The organism is Candidatus Nitrosopumilus sp. (assembly GCF_965263415.1).
Classification (GTDB): domain Archaea; phylum Thermoproteota; class Nitrososphaeria; order Nitrososphaerales; family Nitrosopumilaceae; genus Nitrosopumilus.
This window is the reverse complement of sequence record NZ_OZ253671.1, coordinates 975,003-993,195: the sequence shown is the minus strand read 5'-3', so window position 1 is coordinate 993,195 and position 18,193 is coordinate 975,003. Positions and strand designations below refer to the sequence as shown.

At 34.4% G+C, this 18,193-nt stretch carries 21 protein-coding genes; 12 read left to right on the top strand and 9 right to left on the bottom strand.

Translation table 11 applies throughout. From position 1 onward, the window contains the following. Positions 1-7: 7 nt before the first annotated feature. Positions 8-640: a pyridoxamine 5'-phosphate oxidase family protein gene (locus tag ACQY22_RS06530; protein ID WP_428323894.1), complete on the bottom strand. Its 633-nt coding sequence runs from the start codon at positions 638-640 to the stop codon at positions 8-10. 60 nt (positions 641-700) lie between these two features. Here ACQY22_RS06530 and ACQY22_RS06525 point away from each other — a divergent pair, with 60 nt between their 5' ends. Next, positions 701-919: a hypothetical protein gene (locus ACQY22_RS06525; RefSeq protein ID WP_428323893.1), complete on the top strand. Its 219-nt coding sequence runs from the start codon at positions 701-703 to the stop codon at positions 917-919. 206 nt (positions 920-1,125) lie between these two features. Beyond that, complete coding sequence (locus tag ACQY22_RS06520) at positions 1,126-1,545, top strand: hypothetical protein (RefSeq protein ID WP_428323892.1); 420 nt, start codon at positions 1,126-1,128, stop codon at positions 1,543-1,545. On the opposite strand, the gene ACQY22_RS06515 is transcribed toward ACQY22_RS06520, so the two are convergent. The 3 genes from ACQY22_RS06515 to ACQY22_RS06505 form a co-directional block, all read right to left on the bottom strand. Beyond that, positions 1,540-1,770 (bottom strand): hypothetical protein, encoded by a 231-nt coding sequence (locus ACQY22_RS06515; RefSeq protein WP_428323891.1) that lies wholly within the window; start codon positions 1,768-1,770, stop codon positions 1,540-1,542. The two genes, ACQY22_RS06520 and ACQY22_RS06515, sit on opposite strands and share 6 nt — an antisense overlap. A gap of 58 nt (positions 1,771-1,828) precedes the next feature. Then, positions 1,829-2,935 (bottom strand): LLM class flavin-dependent oxidoreductase, encoded by a 1,107-nt coding sequence (locus ACQY22_RS06510; RefSeq protein ID WP_428323890.1) that lies wholly within the window; start codon positions 2,933-2,935, stop codon positions 1,829-1,831. Positions 2,936-3,029: 94 nt separating this feature from the next. Next, entirely contained in the window at positions 3,030-3,974 is a 945-nt protein-coding gene (locus ACQY22_RS06505; RefSeq protein WP_428323889.1) for an iron-containing alcohol dehydrogenase, read from the bottom strand. Positions 3,975-4,026: 52 nt separating this feature from the next. Between ACQY22_RS06505 and ACQY22_RS06500 the strand changes: the two genes are divergently transcribed. Next, entirely contained in the window at positions 4,027-5,304 is a 1,278-nt protein-coding gene (locus tag ACQY22_RS06500; protein ID WP_428323888.1) for a glycerate kinase type-2 family protein, read from the top strand. A gap of 11 nt (positions 5,305-5,315) precedes the next feature. Here ACQY22_RS06500 and ACQY22_RS06495 read toward each other — a convergent pair whose 3' ends face one another. Continuing rightward, positions 5,316-6,278, bottom strand: a complete 963-nt coding sequence (locus tag ACQY22_RS06495) for a hypothetical protein (protein WP_428323887.1) — start codon at positions 6,276-6,278, stop codon at positions 5,316-5,318. Positions 6,279-6,391: 113 nt separating this feature from the next. Between ACQY22_RS06495 and ACQY22_RS06490 the strand changes: the two genes are divergently transcribed. Then, positions 6,392-6,628, top strand: coding sequence for a hypothetical protein (locus ACQY22_RS06490; protein ID WP_428323886.1), 237 nt, complete (start codon positions 6,392-6,394; stop codon positions 6,626-6,628). Here the strand turns inward: ACQY22_RS06490 and ACQY22_RS06485 are convergent. Further along, the gene (locus ACQY22_RS06485; RefSeq protein WP_428323885.1) at positions 6,621-7,586 is read right to left on the bottom strand and encodes an MBL fold metallo-hydrolase RNA specificity domain-containing protein; all 966 of its coding nucleotides are present in this window, start codon (positions 7,584-7,586) and stop codon (positions 6,621-6,623) included. The two genes, ACQY22_RS06490 and ACQY22_RS06485, sit on opposite strands and share 8 nt — an antisense overlap. Before the next feature lie 76 nt (positions 7,587-7,662). Between ACQY22_RS06485 and purN the strand changes: the two genes are divergently transcribed. After that, entirely contained in the window at positions 7,663-8,280 is a 618-nt protein-coding gene (gene purN / locus ACQY22_RS06480; RefSeq protein WP_428323884.1) for a phosphoribosylglycinamide formyltransferase, read from the top strand. Here purN and ACQY22_RS06475 read toward each other — a convergent pair. Continuing rightward, on the bottom strand, positions 8,277-8,597 hold the full coding sequence (locus tag ACQY22_RS06475; protein WP_428323883.1) for a cupin domain-containing protein: 321 nt from the start codon (positions 8,595-8,597) through the stop codon (positions 8,277-8,279). The genes purN and ACQY22_RS06475 overlap by 4 nt on opposite strands. A 1-nt stretch (position 8,598) precedes the next feature. Continuing rightward, positions 8,599-8,883, bottom strand: a complete 285-nt coding sequence (locus ACQY22_RS06470) for an antibiotic biosynthesis monooxygenase family protein (protein ID WP_428323882.1) — start codon at positions 8,881-8,883, stop codon at positions 8,599-8,601. Between the two features lie 92 nt (positions 8,884-8,975). Here ACQY22_RS06470 and ACQY22_RS06465 point away from each other — a divergent pair, with 92 nt between their 5' ends. Together ACQY22_RS06465 and ACQY22_RS06460 are read left to right on the top strand one after the other, a co-directional pair. Then, positions 8,976-9,839 carry a bifunctional 5,10-methylenetetrahydrofolate dehydrogenase/5,10-methenyltetrahydrofolate cyclohydrolase gene (locus tag ACQY22_RS06465; RefSeq protein WP_428323881.1) on the top strand — a complete coding sequence of 288 codons (864 nt, stop codon included), beginning with the start codon at positions 8,976-8,978 and terminating at the stop codon, positions 9,837-9,839. Continuing rightward, positions 9,829-10,392 carry a 5-formyltetrahydrofolate cyclo-ligase gene (locus tag ACQY22_RS06460; protein ID WP_428323880.1) on the top strand — a complete coding sequence of 188 codons (564 nt, stop codon included), beginning with the start codon at positions 9,829-9,831 and terminating at the stop codon, positions 10,390-10,392. The genes ACQY22_RS06465 and ACQY22_RS06460 overlap by 11 nt, the downstream gene beginning before the upstream one ends. On the opposite strand, the gene purD is transcribed toward ACQY22_RS06460, so the two are convergent. Continuing rightward, on the bottom strand, positions 10,383-11,645 hold the full coding sequence (purD, locus tag ACQY22_RS06455; RefSeq protein WP_428323879.1) for a phosphoribosylamine--glycine ligase: 1,263 nt from the start codon (positions 11,643-11,645) through the stop codon (positions 10,383-10,385). The genes ACQY22_RS06460 and purD overlap by 10 nt on opposite strands. An 86-nt stretch (positions 11,646-11,731) precedes the next feature. Between purD and ileS the strand changes: the two genes are divergently transcribed. The 5 genes from ileS to ACQY22_RS06430 all read left to right on the top strand — a co-directional run bounded on the left by ileS (position 11,732) and on the right by ACQY22_RS06430 (position 18,192). Next, positions 11,732-14,929, top strand: coding sequence for an isoleucine--tRNA ligase (gene ileS, locus ACQY22_RS06450; RefSeq protein WP_428323878.1), 3,198 nt, complete (start codon positions 11,732-11,734; stop codon positions 14,927-14,929). 182 nt (positions 14,930-15,111) lie between these two features. Further along, a complete protein-coding gene (gene dps, locus ACQY22_RS06445) occupies positions 15,112-15,699 on the top strand; it encodes a DNA protection during starvation protein (RefSeq protein ID WP_012215504.1) in 588 nt (195 codons plus the stop codon). Positions 15,700-15,801: 102 nt separating this feature from the next. Continuing rightward, the gene (locus tag ACQY22_RS06440) at positions 15,802-16,131 is read left to right on the top strand and encodes a hypothetical protein (protein ID WP_428323877.1); all 330 of its coding nucleotides are present in this window, start codon (positions 15,802-15,804) and stop codon (positions 16,129-16,131) included. Positions 16,132-16,171: 40 nt separating this feature from the next. Further along, a complete protein-coding gene (locus ACQY22_RS06435; protein WP_428323876.1) occupies positions 16,172-17,278 on the top strand; it encodes a succinate--CoA ligase subunit beta in 1,107 nt (368 codons plus the stop codon). Further along, a complete protein-coding gene (locus ACQY22_RS06430; protein WP_428323875.1) occupies positions 17,275-18,192 on the top strand; it encodes a succinate--CoA ligase subunit alpha in 918 nt (305 codons plus the stop codon). Before ACQY22_RS06435 ends, ACQY22_RS06430 begins: the two co-directional genes overlap by 4 nt. Position 18,193: the final 1 nt, after the last annotated feature.

Genomic DNA, 18,193 nt, shown 5'->3' with positions numbered 1-18,193 from the left:
TCAAAAACTACCAAACAGGTTCATCGACCATTTTTAGGCCTTCAGAGGTTTCTTCAAAGCCCATAATTTTCAGAGTTTGTTTAGATGTAGGAGAGTTTCTTTCTAGGATTTTTTGTGCCAAAATTTGTCTAGAATCAGATCGTAGTTGCTGTCCAATTTTGTACTTTCCTTTAATTGATTCAGGGATTACTTTGATTACTGCAACCTCATCTAATACTAGGTCATTATTTTTTATTGGAATGTAATTGCCCTCTGGCTGATATTTTTTCATTAATTCATTGAGTCCAAGTGCCTTTTCATCATCATCTTCAACAAAAAGGGCTTTTCCTTTGATCACTACACTGATGTACAAAGTATCTGCTTGAGATGCATCAGTAGGATGTGAAAAATATGACGGAAGAAATTCTAATTCTCTATCAACTTCAAATCCAACTTTGTCATTTCTTGAAATATTATCCAGTTTTTCACCCCTAGTATACGAATGCATGTAAATCGAATCATTGGCAAATGCAAAGTTCATAGGAATGATTTGAGGGTAGCCATTCTCATCAATGCTTGCGATTCTTCCAATATGTTCTTCAGAGAGAAATTCCTTTATTTTTTCATATGATTTGATTTCGAGACGCCCTACTAATTTCAAATCAGAGATAGTTTGTGAATTGATCTAATAAACTAAATGTAACAAAATACATCAAAAACCATGAGAGACCCATATCTTGATGAACTGAAAAACGATTTTAACAAATACACAAATGATTTGAAAAAATTAAAAAAGAAACTCCTAAAGACAGAATCACCACAAGAGCAAGAAAAAATTATCAAGCAAATAGACAACATTGCAAAACAGATGGAAAATAATCAAAAACAATCAACAAAGGTTACAAAGTCAAGAATTAAAGAAAGGCGATTAAAAAAATAATCTAGTTTTCTTCGTCAAGTTCCTTTGCTAATTCCTTGATTTCTAAAATTTTGCAAGACAATTCATCACATTCAGTTTGATACTCATTCATAGTACCAAATCACAAAAAATATCAAAAAAACAGAAACGTCCTAAAACTTGACTTTATTCATTCAATTTTTTTATTAAATAAAATGACTTAATTTAAGAGAAATTCTATAGCAGTCATGGTTGAGTTTGACGAAGAGCGAGAAGAGGCCACTAACCAAGTACTTGGCATTTTAGAGGAATGGGGAGCAGAGTCAAAATTCATCTGGTTTAGAGAACTACATAGAATTACAGATGTTGATAAAGGATTGTTAAGAAATATTCTCAATGAATTAAAAAAATCGAGAGAAATTAAAGAAATGCATGGAACAAACAACAGGATATTTTTCTGCATGAGAAAATATTACATCAAATGTAGAGATGTAGAATTTAGATTCAAAGGAAAAGAGATAATGCTTAGAGACGGAAGTAAGACAAAAATTATTGCAGGTGCAACAAAGGCAACAGAGCGCACTAGAAAGAGATTAGAAAAACAACGAAACAAACGTAGAGCAAAGTCATTTACAAAAGCAAAAAACAAGAGACCTCACAAATCATAAAGAATCTTCTGCTTGTCTTCTTGCAAAATTAGATTCAGCACGTTTTAGTTTTGCAGATTCAGCAACATCTTCAGTCATATCATAGAGTTCGTGTAGTTGCATATCAGGATCAAGTACGTCTTCTTTTTCATCTTCTAATGCTAATTCTATATTTGCCAGAATCTCGACATTTTCTTCTAAAATATCAAGGCATTTTTTTACAGATTCAGGAAGGTCATCATCCATTACATATTGTAATAGATGGTATAGTAAATGATTTTCTCTAAATTATAGAATAGAAGTCTTATTGTTTGGCTTTTTCTCTTAAGGCAGGCATGACATGACTTGCAAATTTGTCAATAGAGCCAAAGTAATTCTTACCCCAGAATCTAATTACAAAGTGATTAACACCTGCATCCATAAATCTCTCAAATACAGGAATCATATCTTCAGGAGTTCCAACTGCAGTTGATGAGCGAGCAACATCATTAGGAATTTTGGTTGCAGCTTCTCTCATTTTTACAATCCAACTTTGATCAGACATGGAGTATTCTGTAAAGTATTTTACGAAATCAAATCCTTCAATTTCTTTTAAGCCATGAACTCTCAAAATTTCAGGCTTGAACAAACTGACTTTAACTGCTTCTTTCATTTTAGCCCAAGATTGTTCAGCATCCTCTGAAAAATAGACATCAATATCTAAAGCCATTTGGAAGTTATCTTTTTCTTCTTGGGTTCTATTGTTTGCGTCCATTGAAGCTTCAATTTGTTTTCTGTGATCTTCAAAGAGTTCTGGAGTATATCCGATTGGTAACCAACCATCTCCAAGTTTTCCTGTTAGGGCAAGTGTACGTTTGCCACCAGATGCCATGTATGTAGGTGGACGTGGTTTTCTTATTGGAGGGGCTTGTAAACATGCGCCTTCAAGTTTGTAATATTTTCCCTCATAATCTACAGTGTTATCGGGATTTGATTTGTATAATGTATGAATAGTTTCAATTTGTTCTTCCCATTTTGAAACAGGTTTTTCAAATGGAATACAGAATTCTTTTAGATTTTGTGCTTCACCTGCACCAATACCCAAAATTGCTCTACCTTTTGAAACTCTATCAAGAGTAATTGCAGCTAGTGCGATGTTTGAAGGATGTCTTCTAATGGCATCAGTTACACATGTTCCTAACTCAACTTTACTAGTTACTGCAGCAATTGCAGATAACATAACCCAAGGATCAAGAACAGTTGCATTCTTCCATTGGGGAACATTTGTATGGTCCATATAGAAAATAGAATCATATCCAGTTTTATCAGCAAGTATACATGCAGTCAAAATTTGGTCTTCAGTATAACCAGCTCGTGCTACATTTAGTCCATTCTGGATACCAAATTTGAGTTGTTTTGAAGCCAAGTACATTTACGTCGAATCATTAGAATAAAAAGTTTAATCAAGCTGCCAATTTCGCAGTTTATCAAGAAAATAGAAAAAAGGTAAAAAATTATTGAATTTTTTACAAATTACCTGCTTTGATATCTTCAAGACATTTTACAACATCGTCTTTGGATATTGGGATTGGATTTGGGTCCAAATGTCCTTTATCAGTCATTACGACGTCAGCAGCTTCAGAAACATCAGCTTTGAGTTCTAATTTATCAAAGCCTAGTTTATCCATTGCCTCTTTGAATCTATCATAGAAGATTGATTTGTTGTGCTTATGTGCAACTGTTGTACAAGAAGATAAGGAGTAACCATGAGGAACACCTTCATTTGAGAACACATAGGACAAAGCATGTCCAAGTGTTGTAGAACAATTACCAAAGCCCATACCAGATAACATTGAACCATAGGGATAGTTTTCTGGTTTGTCATTCATAATTGCATCATAGAGAATCTCAAATGCTTGTTTACAAAGAGTTCTAGTCAAGTCATTACCAAGTTTGCTATCATAGCCTTCGGTAGCTTGAGCACATGCATCACAGACAGAATTTTTGATGACTTGTTCAGGAGTTCCATCCATAAAATATGAATCAACTACAGCCATGTCAGCTAAGAATCTGTCTTCATGCAACAATTTCTTTTTGCCATCAAATTTTAGAACACAATAAGTTGTCATTTCAGCTCCAGTTCCAAAGGTTGTTGGAATTAAGATTTTTTCAACACCAAAATCTTGTGCAGCATATTTTACAACGTCCATAGAACTTCCACCACCCAATCCAATTAGGACTGAAGGTTTCTTTTCTTTGAATTCTGAAATCAGAGTATTGACATCGTCAATTGATGGTTCAGGTTTTACTTTATCATACAGCATATAATCCTGAATTCCCATTTTTGCTAACCATTTGTCAGAAAGTTCTGGCGGAACAGTTGTAACAACTAGGGCATTTTTTGGATATTCTGTTTGACCAAGTGCGTCTTCTCCAAAGTTGATAACTTTTGGAATGCGTACTGTGTGCATAAATCAAAGACATTATTGATTATTATTATATCTTGCATTATTAAGATAAAGTATGAACATTCAAAATTTTGAAGAGGTGGCAACAACTGACAAGAAGAAAGAGTGTTTAGAGATTTTAGAATCAGGTCTTAGCGCTGCAAACCCGGAAAATATAATTTCAAAATACGTTACACCTGAAAAAATCAAAATTAACGGTAAAACTATCGATATTACAAAATATCTAAACATCTACTCTGTAGCGTTTGGAAAGGCAGGGGATTCTATGACAAGAGCACTTAATGCCATAATTCCAGTAAAGAGTGGAATCATAGTTATTCCCAAAGGCTCAAAATCAATAATCAAAGGAAAGAAATTTCAGATTTTCAATTCAAGACATCCTGAGCCTGATCAGACCAGTGTAAAAGCAGCAAAAGAGGTCATGAAATTTGTTCAAAACAAAAAAAGCAATGAATTGATAATTTTCCTAGTTTCTGGAGGAGGCTCATCGCTTTTGGCCATGCCAAATGAAATAACACTAGATGACAAAATCTTTGTGACAAAATTATTACTAAAATCAGGGGCATCCATTCAAGAATTCAATTGTGTGAGAAAACATCTCTCAAAAATCAAAGGAGGGAAACTAGTTGAGAACATGAAATGTCAAGGAGTAGGTTTGATAATGTCAGATGTTGAAGGGGACGATCTATCATCTATTGCATCAGGTACAACATACATGGATGATACAACATTTTCAGATGCATTGGAGATTTTAGAAAAATACAAACTAAAAAGAAAAACACCAATTGAGGTGTTACAAGTTTTAGAGAAAGGATTAGAAGATGAAAAATTAGAAACTCCGAAAAAATCCAGTATTGAGAATCAGGTTATTGCAAACAACAAAGATTGTCTAAAAGCAATGGAGATTGAAGCAAAAAAGAAAGGATATAAGGTAAAAACACTACAAGTGTTTGGAGACATAAAAGAAGCAGTAACAAAAATTTTAGAAAATATTTCAGAAGATCAAAAAACATGTTTGCTTGTTGGAGGAGAAACTACGGTGCGGGTTTTAGGAAAAGGTATCGGGGGCAGAAATCAAGAATTAGTATTAAGAATTTTAAAAAACACTCAGAAATCAAAAAAATTAGTTATTGCATCTATGGGAACTGATGGGATTGATGGAAACTCTGTTTTTGCAGGAGCAATTACTGAAAATGTTAAGGTAGACCTAAACACGATGAAGGAATTTCTAAAGAATAGTGATTCCGGAAGATTCTTTCAAAAACAAAAAGGTAACATTGTGACTGATTTTACACATACAAATCTCATGGATATAGGCGTGATTTTAAGATAATCAGAACAAAATTAAAAATCTTTAAGTTGTTTTAGGAGAAGTGGTTCTCTTTCAAGAACATTTTCAGGATAGCAATTTAGCATCCAACCATTAGATATTTCATAAAATTCCCAGTTCGTACACTCTGTATCATATTCATATGGATGAGTATTTTCAAATTCCCAATCAAATCCATTTAGAATTTCTTTTTCTGGATAGTTATGCCCTCTAATCAAAGTCATGGTGTTATCATCTACATTACGATTAATTTCAGCATACAAAGCATTTGGATAAAGATAGATTACATTTGGATGATCAGTTATAGCATCAAACATTTTTTTTGTAACATATTCATTATGCAATAAAATTACTTTATCATAATTTTTTAAGATTTCAGGATCATCATCAACTTGTATATCAGTCAACATTTCATATTGTAAAAGGCCTAAAATTTTTCTACCGTTATCACTAGACGAGAATCCGGAAGAAACATTTTCAATTGAAACTGTTAAACAATCAGAATTACATCGCCCATCATAATATTCATAAAAACCAGATGGTTTGTATGCATTAGCAGTAAAAATAGGAATTATCACTACAGTGTTTTGAGGGTCATCAAAGAGTCCTATTTCCAAATAGGTGTCTTGTAACTCAGGTTTTAAAATGAAGTTTTGTATTGCAGTTTCTAAAACACCTTCAGAATTTTCATAGAAGTGATTTTTGAATGCATATACATGAAATAGCCCACTTGTGTCAGGAGAAAATACTATAGAATCAGAATTTTGTAATTTATCAAATTCGATTTGAGCAGACTGTAAAGCAGAGTTTAATTTTGTAGTTTCATCGCCAGGTTGAGGCTGAAATGAAGAGGAATCATCGCCAGGTTGAGGCTGAAATGAAGAGGAATCATCGCCAGGTTGAGGCTGAAATGAAAAAGCCAGTACTGTAGCAATAACAGTAATTATTCCAATAATTACAAAAAAAATTTTTTTCATGTTATCAAGATTTCACCTATGTTGATTCATAAAAAAATTAGGGTAATTTTATACCTAAAAAGCCCAACAATGTGATTTTAATATCATAATGACGTATTTTATGCAGAATTACATTGCTTGAAAAACAATTCAACCCAGATGTTCTGTACAATAGAATTGTTCATTTCTATATTGATAAAAAAGGATATTCCAAGGAAAAAGCAAATGAGATTGCACAGTCAGTTGTGCAAAAAGAAGCCCAAAGAAGGATTTGTAAGAATGAAAAATGTAAACATTATTCTCACGATCATATAAGAAATTCTGAAACCTGTTTAGTTGCTGAATGTGACTGTCATGAATTTATCAAGTAAAATCATCTAAAGAATTTTCAAGTAATGGTTGAGCACGAATTCCAAGTTTTTTCTTCAAGTGTTCTGCAAATTCTTCAACAAACCCATGGATTGTGTATACTTGTTCAGCCCCTGATTGATTCACCATATCAACAAGTTCATCAAAATCGCAATGATCACTCATTGGAATAGAGTAATCTGTTCTGCGTCCAAAAGAAAATTTTGTAGACTGGGCCCATCCACTGAACCCAATTGTTACTGCACCATATTTTAATTTCATTTCTTGAACGAATTTACTTTTTGCAGACATCATAGGAGCAACCATAATCCATGGCTTTTTGTCTAATAATCCATTTTTTTGAGCCTCAGAATGTCCCATTCCATCTTTTAGGTCAACCCCAAATTTCTGATGAAGTGTATTCATCTCTTTAACAGAATCATGAAAATAAAGTGGGCCCCAATGCCCAAATAGTTGAGTTATGGTTTGTGCTTTTCCTAGCTGATATCCCATCAAAATAACAGGTATTCCTTTACCGTATAATTCTGAAATCAATTCATTGACTTGTTTTTGAATTTCGTCCATTTTTGGAAAGACAAACTCTGGTAAACCAAATGTACATTCAGTAATCAGTGTCTTGCATTTTGGAATCTTTGCACCCTGAAGAAACCCACGATTTCGAGTACAGATATCACCAGTGTAGAAAATATCATCAAAGAGCAGTCCTTTTGCTCCAAGGATATGGCCACTATCAATTAGAGAGAAATCATCATGAGATTCAATATGGTTTTCCATCTTGAATCCACGTAAATTAGCAATTTCATTTGTTTCAATTGAAGACAAAATTGTTCCACCATTTTTTGAGGGAAGATGATCAGCATGAGCATGAGATACAAAATTTATCCCAGTAGCATCAGCATTTTTTGGATCTAAACAAACGCGTCTATTATTTACCTCACACAGGATACCATTTTTTGTCATCCTGACTTTTCTAGGCAATGAAATTCATGAAAATAAGATTTGATATAAATTGCAGGTTTGATCTACTATTGACTAGTTGCTAAATCTTGGAATTTTAATCTCAGGTCGCGGGAGCAACATGGAATCCATCCTAAAGTCAATTAAGAAAAAAAAGATACCAATCAATCCAGCAGTAGTTATTTCAAACAGACTAGATGCAAAGGGTCTAAAAATTGCACAAAAATTTGGAGTTGACATCGAGGTTATTGAAAGTAAAGGATTCAAAGGGAGTAGAGCAGATTATGATAAAAAAATCATTTCAGTTTTAACAAAATACGGAGTCACACCAAGAAATGGATTAGTATGTTTGGCAGGCTTTATGAGAATTATCAGTCCAGAATTTGTAAAAAGATACAAAAATCGAATTATCAATATCCATCCAGCATTATTACCAGCATTTCCAGGTCTTGACGCACAAAAACAGGCATTAGAATATGGGGCAAAATATTCAGGATGCACAGTACATTTTGTTGATGCAGGAATGGATACGGGTCCAGTCATAATTCAATCAATAGTCAAAGTAAAAGAAAACGATACAGAAGAATCATTATCAAAAAGAATCCTAAAAGAAGAGCACAGAATTTATCCTGAAGCAGTGAATCTCTTTGCAAGAAAAAAGATCAAAGTGATAGGACGTAGGACAAAAATCAGTTAGGAATCAGTGCCGCCAAAAAAGTACAAAACTTTGAGTTCTTTTGTATTTCCATGAAAATAATGCTCAACATCTTTTGCAACAAAAAACAGTTTATCTTTTGAAACCTCATAATCTTTATCTCTAATTCGTAAAGAACCATCACCAGATATCACATAATAGACCTCATCGCTTTCATGAGGGGTTTGAGTATCTTCTTCTCCAGGTTGAAGAACTAAGACACCTGCAGTAAGACTGCCTCGATTAATAAAAGTGTGAAAATAATCACTGCTGTTTTTGATTTTTTCTAGATACGTGGTTAAATCAAATTCTAGTTTCAATTTATTCAGCAGCTACGGTGTATGTTTTTCTTTGTGGAGGTTCACTCATGTAAGAATGTCCTTGAGGATGAAGTTTTTCATGTTCAGGACTGTTATGCATTTTGATAAAGGTCTCCTTGCTTTCATGCTCCACAACAATTCTATAACTACCATCAGTAGATTTTAGAAATTTTCTAGATATGAATCCAGGAAAGTTTGCCAAAACTTTGTTTGACTCTGAAAACCAACTTTTAAAGTCGTCTTCAGCACCGTCTTTGAGTTGAACGTCTGCTATCATTACAAACATGATGAAACTAGAAAAAATGACATTAAATTTCTTTTCTAAGATTTCAATGGCAGAATTCCAAGAATTAAATATCTACAAATCAAAAACATACCATGACAGGAACCAAGATTGATGGCAAGGTAATTTCACAGTCAGTCAAAGATAGAGTGAAAAAAGCCGTCGAAGAGTTAAAGAGTCAGGGAATCAATCCGTGCCTGGCAACAGTCCTTGTAGGCGATAATCCAGCTTCTGCCACATATGTTAGAAACAAGCACAAAGCGTGTGAAGAGGTAGGAATTACCACAAAAGATCATAAACTTGATGCAAATACAACTCAGACTCAACTCAATGAAATTATTGAAAATTTGAATAATGATAACTCAGTTCACGGAATACTAGTTCAATTGCCACTGCCAGAGCAGTTAGATGAATTTACGACAACATCAAGGATTTCACCGCTAAAAGATGTGGATGGTCTAACACCTCATAATGCAGGATTATTAGCAATGAAAAAAGCTGCACTTGTTGCATGTACACCATCAGGAGTAATGGAGATGTTTGATTACCATGAAATAGAATTGGAAGGAAAAAATGTTGTATTGATTAACAGAAGTAATCTTGTCGGAAAGCCACTTTATCATTTATTGTTAGACAAAAATGCAACTGTGATTACATGCCATTCTAGAACAAAGAATTTGACAGAACTATGTAAATCAGCAGACATCATAATTACAGCAGTAGGAGACAGAAACAAGTTCACATTAACTTCAGACATGATAAAAGATGGGGCAGTTGTTATTGATGTAGCAATATCAAGATTTCAAGAGAAATTAGCAGGAGACGCAGACTATGAAGACATTATTCAAAAAGCATCTTTTGCAACACCAGTTCCAGGAGGGGTTGGCCCAATGACAGTTGCAATGCTTTTGAAAAATACAATAACTGCAGCATCATTGAGTAGTCAAATTGGAAAATAATCCTGAAAAAGAATCACTGAGAAATCTTCTTTTAGAAAAAAGAGACGGAACATCATTTGATTTGATGAAAATTGCTAGTGAGAAAATTAGTAAAAAATTAAAAAAAATCAAGACATTTAGAGATGCCCAAAAAATTGGAGCATACTATCCAATTGGAAGTGAAGTACTGACTCAAGACATTATTCAAGAATTGCTTAGTAATGGAAAAGAGGTATTCTTACCAAGAATATCAGGAGAAAACATGGATTTTAAGAAAATCAGTGATTTTTCGAGCCTAGAAAGGGGCAGTTTTGAGATAATGGAACCAAAAATTGAATGTGAAACTGAAAATAATTTGGATGTAATTCTGGTCCCAACTGTAGGGATTACTCCAAAAGGAGTCAGATTAGGATACGGTCATGGATTCTATGACAGATTTTTATCAAATCACAAAACAACAACAATTTCTCTGACACTAGACAAACAAGTTGTAAAAAACATTCCAAAATCAGATCATGACATGTTAATTGATTGGATTGTAACTGAAGACCGAATTATAGAAACTCAGAGATAGGTCAAGCCTTTTTTGCCAATATCTTTTCTGCAGAATTTATGAGGCCAAGAAATCTTTTCAGATGCAGTATATGCATTAGTAATTGCAGATTCCAAAGTATCGCCTAATGCAGTTACTCCCAAAACACGTCCTCCATTTGAAAGAATTTTTCCATCAATCTCTTTTGTTCCTGCATGAAAGACATATGCATTATCAGGAATAGAATCAAACCCGACAATCTCTTCATTCTTTGGGTAAGATTCAGGATAGCCTTCGGAAGCTAAAACAACACATACAGAATATTGATTATTCCAAGAGATTTGAGGCATTGAAGATAATTGCCCATCAGCACTTGCAACAAAATAATCATACAAATCAAAATCCATCCTCATTGTGATGGGTTGACATTCAGGATCACCCATTCGAACATTATATTCTAAAACATATGGTTCATTATCTTTTAGCATTATTCCAGCATAAAGAAATCCCTTGAATGTTATTCCTTCATTTTTCATAGATTGGATTGTTTTATCAATAATTTTTTCTTGAATTTTTTTGGCCAGTGTTTCATTAATTATTGGAGTTGGCGAATATGCACCCATTCCGCCTGTGTTTGGACCTTTGTCATCATCAAAAATACGCTTATGGTCTTGGCTTGAAGCCATAGGGATTGCAACATTACCATCAGAAAGAGCAATGTATGAGGCCTCAATTCCATCAATTCTCTCCTCTATGAGGATTCGATTTCCAGCATCACCAAATGTTTTTTTTATCAAAATTGTTTGGATTGCAGAAATTGCTTCATCAGTACTATTACAAACAATTACACCCTTTCCAGCAGCCAAGCCATCGGCTTTGACTACAACATTGTAATCAAGGGACTTTACATAATCTTGAGCTTTTTCGGCATCATCAAATATTTCAAATCTAGCAGTAGGGATATCATTTCTTTTCATGAAATTTTTTGCCCAAATTTTACTTGATTCAAGTTGTGCTGCATCTTTTGCAGGACCAAAAATTTTGAGATTTTTTTGATTGAATTTATCAACAATTCCTGCAGCTAGAGGAGCTTCAGGTCCAACAACTGTAAAACAATTATTTTTTTGAGCAAAATCTGCAAGAGCATCTAAATCCTCAACATCAATTGAGATGTTGTTTTTTGTCCCACCATTACCAGGAGCAGTAAATACCGTATCAACTTTGGGGCTTTGAGATAATTTCCATGACAATGCATGTTCTCGCCCTCCAGAACCAATCACTAATACATTTACCAACAGAAATTATTTTTTGCTCAATTATATAATCCAAGTCTCAGAAAACCAATTTAGCTTTATAATGGCACAGATCTACCAAAAGCCAGATGGAACTCTCTACAAAATTTGATGCAAAGGCAATAGAGACAGAGATTAAAGAATATGTAAAATCAATTGATTTAGAAAAACAGATTTTTGCATCAGACAAGCCTGAGAAAATTAGATTCATTGAAGGTCCACCAACAATGAATGGAATTCCTCATGCAGGGCATCTTAGAGGCAGAGTCATCAAAGATTTGTGGTATAGGTACAACACACTACAAGGAAAGAAGATTGAATTCAATGGAGGATGGGATACTCAGGGACTTCCAGTTGAACTGCAAGTTGAAAAAGAGTTAGGAGTTACAGGTGGAAAGACAGAGGCAATCAAAGAATTCGGAGTAGAGCGAATTGTATCTGAATGCAAAAAAGTTGTCGAAAAATACAACAAGACATGGGTTGAGGTCGACGAATTACTTGGAATGTCATTTAATCACGATAAAGCATACTGGACTTTTAGAGATGAATTTATTGAAAGAGAATGGCAAGTACTAAAAAAAGCACATGAGAATGGAATTTTAGAAGAAGATTTTACAGTTATTGCATATTGTCCTAGTTGCCAGACATCACTTAGTCATGCAGAAGTTAATCAAGGATATGAAGAAGTAAAGGACCCATCATTATACTATAAAGTAAAACTGGTAGATGAAGATGCATTTTTGATTGTATGGACTACAATGCCATTTACACTAGTAACTGATGCAATGGTAGGATTACAACCAGAAGAAAATTATGTTTACGTTAAAGTAGAAAATGAAACTTGGGTTGTGGGAAAAACAAGATTAGAAGAATTTATGACAGAAGTAAAAATTGAAGATTATAAAATTGAAAAGACCGCAAAGGGTTCAGAATTTGAAGGAAAAAAATACATCCATCCGTTATTGGATTTGATTCCAGAGTTAAAAGAATGCTCAAAGGCAAACAATTTCCATGTAGCAGTATCAGAATCATTTGTTGATGCAAGTACAGGTAGTGGACTAGTACATCTGTCTCCTGCAAACGGTGAGGAAGATATCAAGATTGCAAACAAGAGAAAAGTTAAGGTATTCAGCCCCATAGATGATGAGGTAAAGTTCACTTCTCAGGCAGGAAAATATCAAGGAATGTTTGTCAGAGATGCAGATAGGCCAATTGTTGAGGATCTAAAGGAGTGTAATGCTCTAGTAAAAATTGGTAAAATCAAACACAAGTATCCACTTTGTTGGAGATCACACCATCCAATTGTATGGCTTGCAAGAAAGGGGTGGTTCTACAAATTAGACAGACTAGATAACAAAGCAATTGATGCAGCTGAAAGTGTAGAGTATTACTTTGAACAACCAAAAAACAGATTTTTAGGAATTATCAAAGAGAGACATCCTTGGTGCATCTCAAGGGAGAGAATTTGGGGATGTCCATTACCAGTATGGGCATGTGAAGAATGCAATGAAAGAAATTGGTTCTTTACAAGAAAAGAAATTGTAGAATCAGCAGACAATCTTCCTGATGGCCCAGACTTTGAACTACATAGACCATGGATTGATAACATTACAGTAAAATGCAAAAAGTGTGGCAGTACAAAGACAAAGAGAGAAGAATATGTTTTAGATACTTGGCACAATAGTGGTTCAGCTCCATATTCATCATTAACTGATGAAGAATACACAAATGAAATTCCAGCACCATTCTTTACAGAAGGAATTGATCAAACCAGAGGATGGGCATACACATTACTCATTGAAAATGTAATCTTAAACAATGGACCAACTCCGCCATACAAGTCATTTTTGTTCCAAGGACATGTGTTAGATGAGAAAGGAGGCAAGATGAGCAAGAGTAAGGGTAATGTTCTGGAAGGAATTGAATTACTAGAAAAATATCCTGCGGATTTGATTAGATTCTATTTCATGTGGAAGGCAAGTCCAATTGAGCCACTTAGTTTCAGTACAGAAGAATTAATGTCAAGACCATATCAGGTAATTAATACACTATTCAATTTGCACTTGTACTTTAAACAAAATAGTCAATATGACAATTTTGAAAAAGAAAACACAGTAGAATGGGCAAAACAAAAGAATTTACTAACATCACCAGACATTTGGCTTTTATCAAAACTACAAAAATTAATTCTAAAAATTACAGACCGCAATGACTCATGTAAATTTCATGAAGGTGCAAAAGCAATTGATGACTTTATCATTAATAATCTAAGCCAAATCTACATTCCAATTACAAGAGGAGAATTGTGGGATGAAGATGAGGAGAAAAAAGAGCGAAGACTAGCAATTTATGCTGTTTTAGAAGAAGTTCTCAGAACACTAGATATCCTGATTCATCCATTTTGTCCATTTACCAGTGAGCATCTATACCAAACAGTCTTTGATGGAAAACAAAGCATACTACTTGACAGGTGGCCAGAATCACAGGAGTCTCTTGTCAATGAAGAGATTGAAGAGTCATTTGACATTATGAAAGATGTTGTATCAGTTTCATCAGCTGCAAGAATGAAAGGCAAGCTCAAAAGACGATGGCCATTAAATGAAGCAAAAATTTGTGTAAAGAAAGGACTAAAATCAAAATTAGAATCATTATCAGAATTATTACAATCTCAACTAAACGTAGAGAAATTCAGCATTATTGAGACTGAAAAAGAATCAGGATTAGAACAAATTTTAGAATTAAAGCGACTAGGATTACCTGCAAAAGCAATTGTTGAATTGGAGAGAAAGAGAATTGGACCAAAAGCAAAACAACACATGGGAAAACTAGTAGCACAATTCTCTGAAACAAATCCTGAGGACATAGTTTCATCATTACAAAATAATTCAAAATTTGATTTTGACATTGATGATGAAACGGTTTCACTTGACATTGAAGACTTTGTAGTTGACTTTGGTGCAGATGAAAATTTTGCAGTATCAAAAAGAGACAACTATACAGTATTCATTTCAACATCACGAAACAAAGAGATGATGGCAAAAGGTTTGGTAAAAGATGTTGCAAGAAGACTGCAAACTTTGAGAAAAGAGAGAGGGTACAATCCAACTGATGTTTTAGGAGTGGCATCAATTCTTGATTTAGATGAAGAATCATTAGAAATGATTAAAGAGAAATCTAAAGATTTGGCATTCTTGGTAAGAGTAAAACAAGTAAACTTTACAGAATCATGTAAAGAATACAGAGATGACGATATAGACGGACAGAAAATCAGAATTTCAGTTGAATAAATTTTAGAAAATTTGATTGCAGTGCAAACTCACTTTTTATTAGTAAAAAAATACAAAAATCAATCATATTCCAGAAGAGATTGGCATTAGGTCCCCCAACCAGTATTTTCCTCAATCTCTTCTGAGAATTAATTTTTAGATGCATGTAATATTTTTATTAGAATCATGGCAGATATAGGGAAATGTCCGAATCAAAGGAACCTAACGTAGTTGGGATTAATGTCCTAAAGCAAAATGGTGTAGATGTTGATGAATTAGTAAATGAGCTAATCAAAAATGCAGCCGTAGAATTTACTGCATACTACTACTTTACCAACCTTAGAGCACATTGCACAGGCATGGAAGGAGAAGGACTCAAAGGAATCATTGAAGACGCCAGACTAGAAGACCTCAGTCATTTTGAATCATGTATTGAGAGAATCTATCAATTAGGCGGTTCACTTCCAAATGATGCAACTGAATTTATCAAAATTTCAGGATGTGAGTTTTTACAGCTTCCACCAAATCCAACTGATCACAAAGCAATTCTAGAGAAATGTCTCAAAGCAGAACAAGGTGCAATTGTCAACTGGAATAAAATTTGCAAGATGACACTTGGAAAAGATCCAGCAACATATGACATTGCAAAAGATATCCTAGCTGAAGAGATCGAACATGAGTCTTGGTTCTTAGAGTTAATCTATGGAAGACCATCAGGACACATGAGAAGAAAGTATGCTGGAGAAAGACCACACACTAGAAAACACTCTAGAGCTCTTGATATGGCCTAAGCCAGATCATCTTCTTTCTTATTTTATGTAACTATAATGACGACAAATAGTGAAGATGCGTTGTTTTATCACGGTTAAATAGAAAAATCACGTATTGATAGTATGGTAAAGCAGATTAGCCTTGATGCATGGCAGATTCAACATTTAGCAGACTTGCTTGAAAAAGGCTCAAAGATTGTTGAAAAAACTAATCGACCCATCGTCCTTTACAGACAAACTCTAGAAGAAGAAGAGGAATCTTATGAAGAGATTGTATGTACACTTACCAAAGGACATGTAATTGAGCAGATGGTGACATCAGGAGGAATACTAGTTCCGAGTTTTCACCAACAGTTTGTGTTTACCATTGAAGAGTATCCTCAGGAATTGTTGAGAAAAAGTAAGGATCGCTTTTTAGAAATGATTGATTTTCTTGAGGAGCAATTGAGATAACGCCATAATTAATAAAGACCGTAAAATTCAAGATTTTTGCATGCAATTACTAGAATTTCAAGCAAAAGAGCTATTTCGTGAATATAACATCAATCTGCTAGACAGCATTTCATCTACAAATATCGAAGAAGGTAGAAAGCATGCAAAAGAGTTAGGATATCCATTTGTGATTAAGATTCAGGTTCCAGTAGGAGGCAGGGGTAAGGCAGGAGGAATCCAAAAATGCCAAAATGATGACGAATTTGAGATAAAATATCCTCAAGTTATGGACTTGACAATAAAGGGAGAAAAAGCTAGAGCCATTCTTTTGGAAAAGATGGCAGATATCAAAAAAGAGTTGTATCTTTCAATATTTTTGAATCGCTCAAAGAGATGTTACACAATTATTGCATCTGATGAGGGAGGAGTCGAGATTGAATCAGTAAAAAACCAAATCATCAAAGAGATCGGGTTAGGTGAAGTTTCAGATGATCTGGCACAAGAAGTTGCAAAAGAGATGGGTTTGGAAGGAAAACATGCTGAAGGTGTTGTAGACACTTTGAAAAAATTATCAAAACTTACAATTGAAAAAGAAGCAGAGCTAGTTGAGATCAATCCACTTGCAATTATGCAAGATGATACAATCATGGCACTAGATGGAAAATTTGTTACAGATGATAACAGTAACTTTAGACATCCAGAGTTAGAAAAGTATCAAGAAAAATCAGAGATTGAAGAGCAAGCTGAGAAGAGTGGATTTTCACTAGTGGAATTGGATGGAGATATTGCAGTAGTAGGTAATGGTGCAGGCCTCGTAATGTCTACATTAGATATGTTATCAGATAACGGAGGAAAGCCAGCATGTTTCTTAGATGTTGGTGGCGGTGCAACAACTGAATCAGTTTATGAAGCATTAACTTTGATCAGCAAGTTAGATAGAGTAAAAGGAATTTTGGTAAACCTCTATGGAGGAATTGTAAAGACTACAGTAGTAGCTGAAGCATTTCTCAAAGCATATGAGGATAACATAATTGATTTACCAGTATTTTCAAGATTAAAGGGAACAGAATCAGAAAAAGCAACAGAGATGTTGCAAGGTTCTAGAACCAAAATTTTTGGAACAGTTGAAGAAGCAATTAACGCAGCAGTAATGGGAGTAAAGAATTGACAGACATTTTTGGACTATTAAAGGGAAATCCAGGAGATTCTGATTACGAGAAGAAAGGAGTAATCGTTCAAGGAATTACTGGAGCATATGGCTCACTACATGCAAGAAACATGATTGCATATAGAACAAACGTTGTTGCAGGAGTCACTCCTGGAAAAGGCGGTCAGAAATTTGAAGACAAAGTTCCAGTTTACAATACAATGCAAGAAGCAGTAGATGCAACAAATGCCAAAATTTCAATTGTATTTGTTCCAGCAAAGTTCTTTCTTAGTGCTGCAAAAGATGCACTAGAGGCAGGAATAAAACTACTAGTTGCAATTCCTGAACATGTTCCAGTTAGAGATACAATGGAAACATTAGAGCTTGCAAAACAAAAAGGAGCTGTAGTAATTGGTCCAAACACTCCAGGAATAATGATTCCAGAACTAATTAAGATTGGAATCATGCCACCAATGCCTTTCAAAGCAGGAAAGATTGCAGTACTATCAAAGAGTGGAACATTACTTTATGAGATTTCAGATGCCTTGACTAATGCAGGATTTGGTCAATCAATTACAATTGGAATTGGGGGGGATCCAGTTAATGGAACAAGACTCATTGATGCATTTGACATGGTAAAAGACATTCCAGACTTGGAAGGAATGGTAGTTGTAGGAGAAATTGGAGGGGATTCAGAAGAGATGCTAGCTCAGAGAATTATTGATTCAGGATTTAACAAGCCAACTGTCGCATACATTGCAGGAAGGGCAGCCCCTAAAGAAAAGAGAATGGGTCATGCAGGTGCAATTGTAATGGGAACATATGGTTCAGCAGAATCCAAAGTTTCAATGTTTAACAAGGCAAACATTCCGGTTGCAAAAAGACCTGCAGAAGTACCAGTTTTGCTAGCAGGAAAGATGGAAAAATCCGATTAGA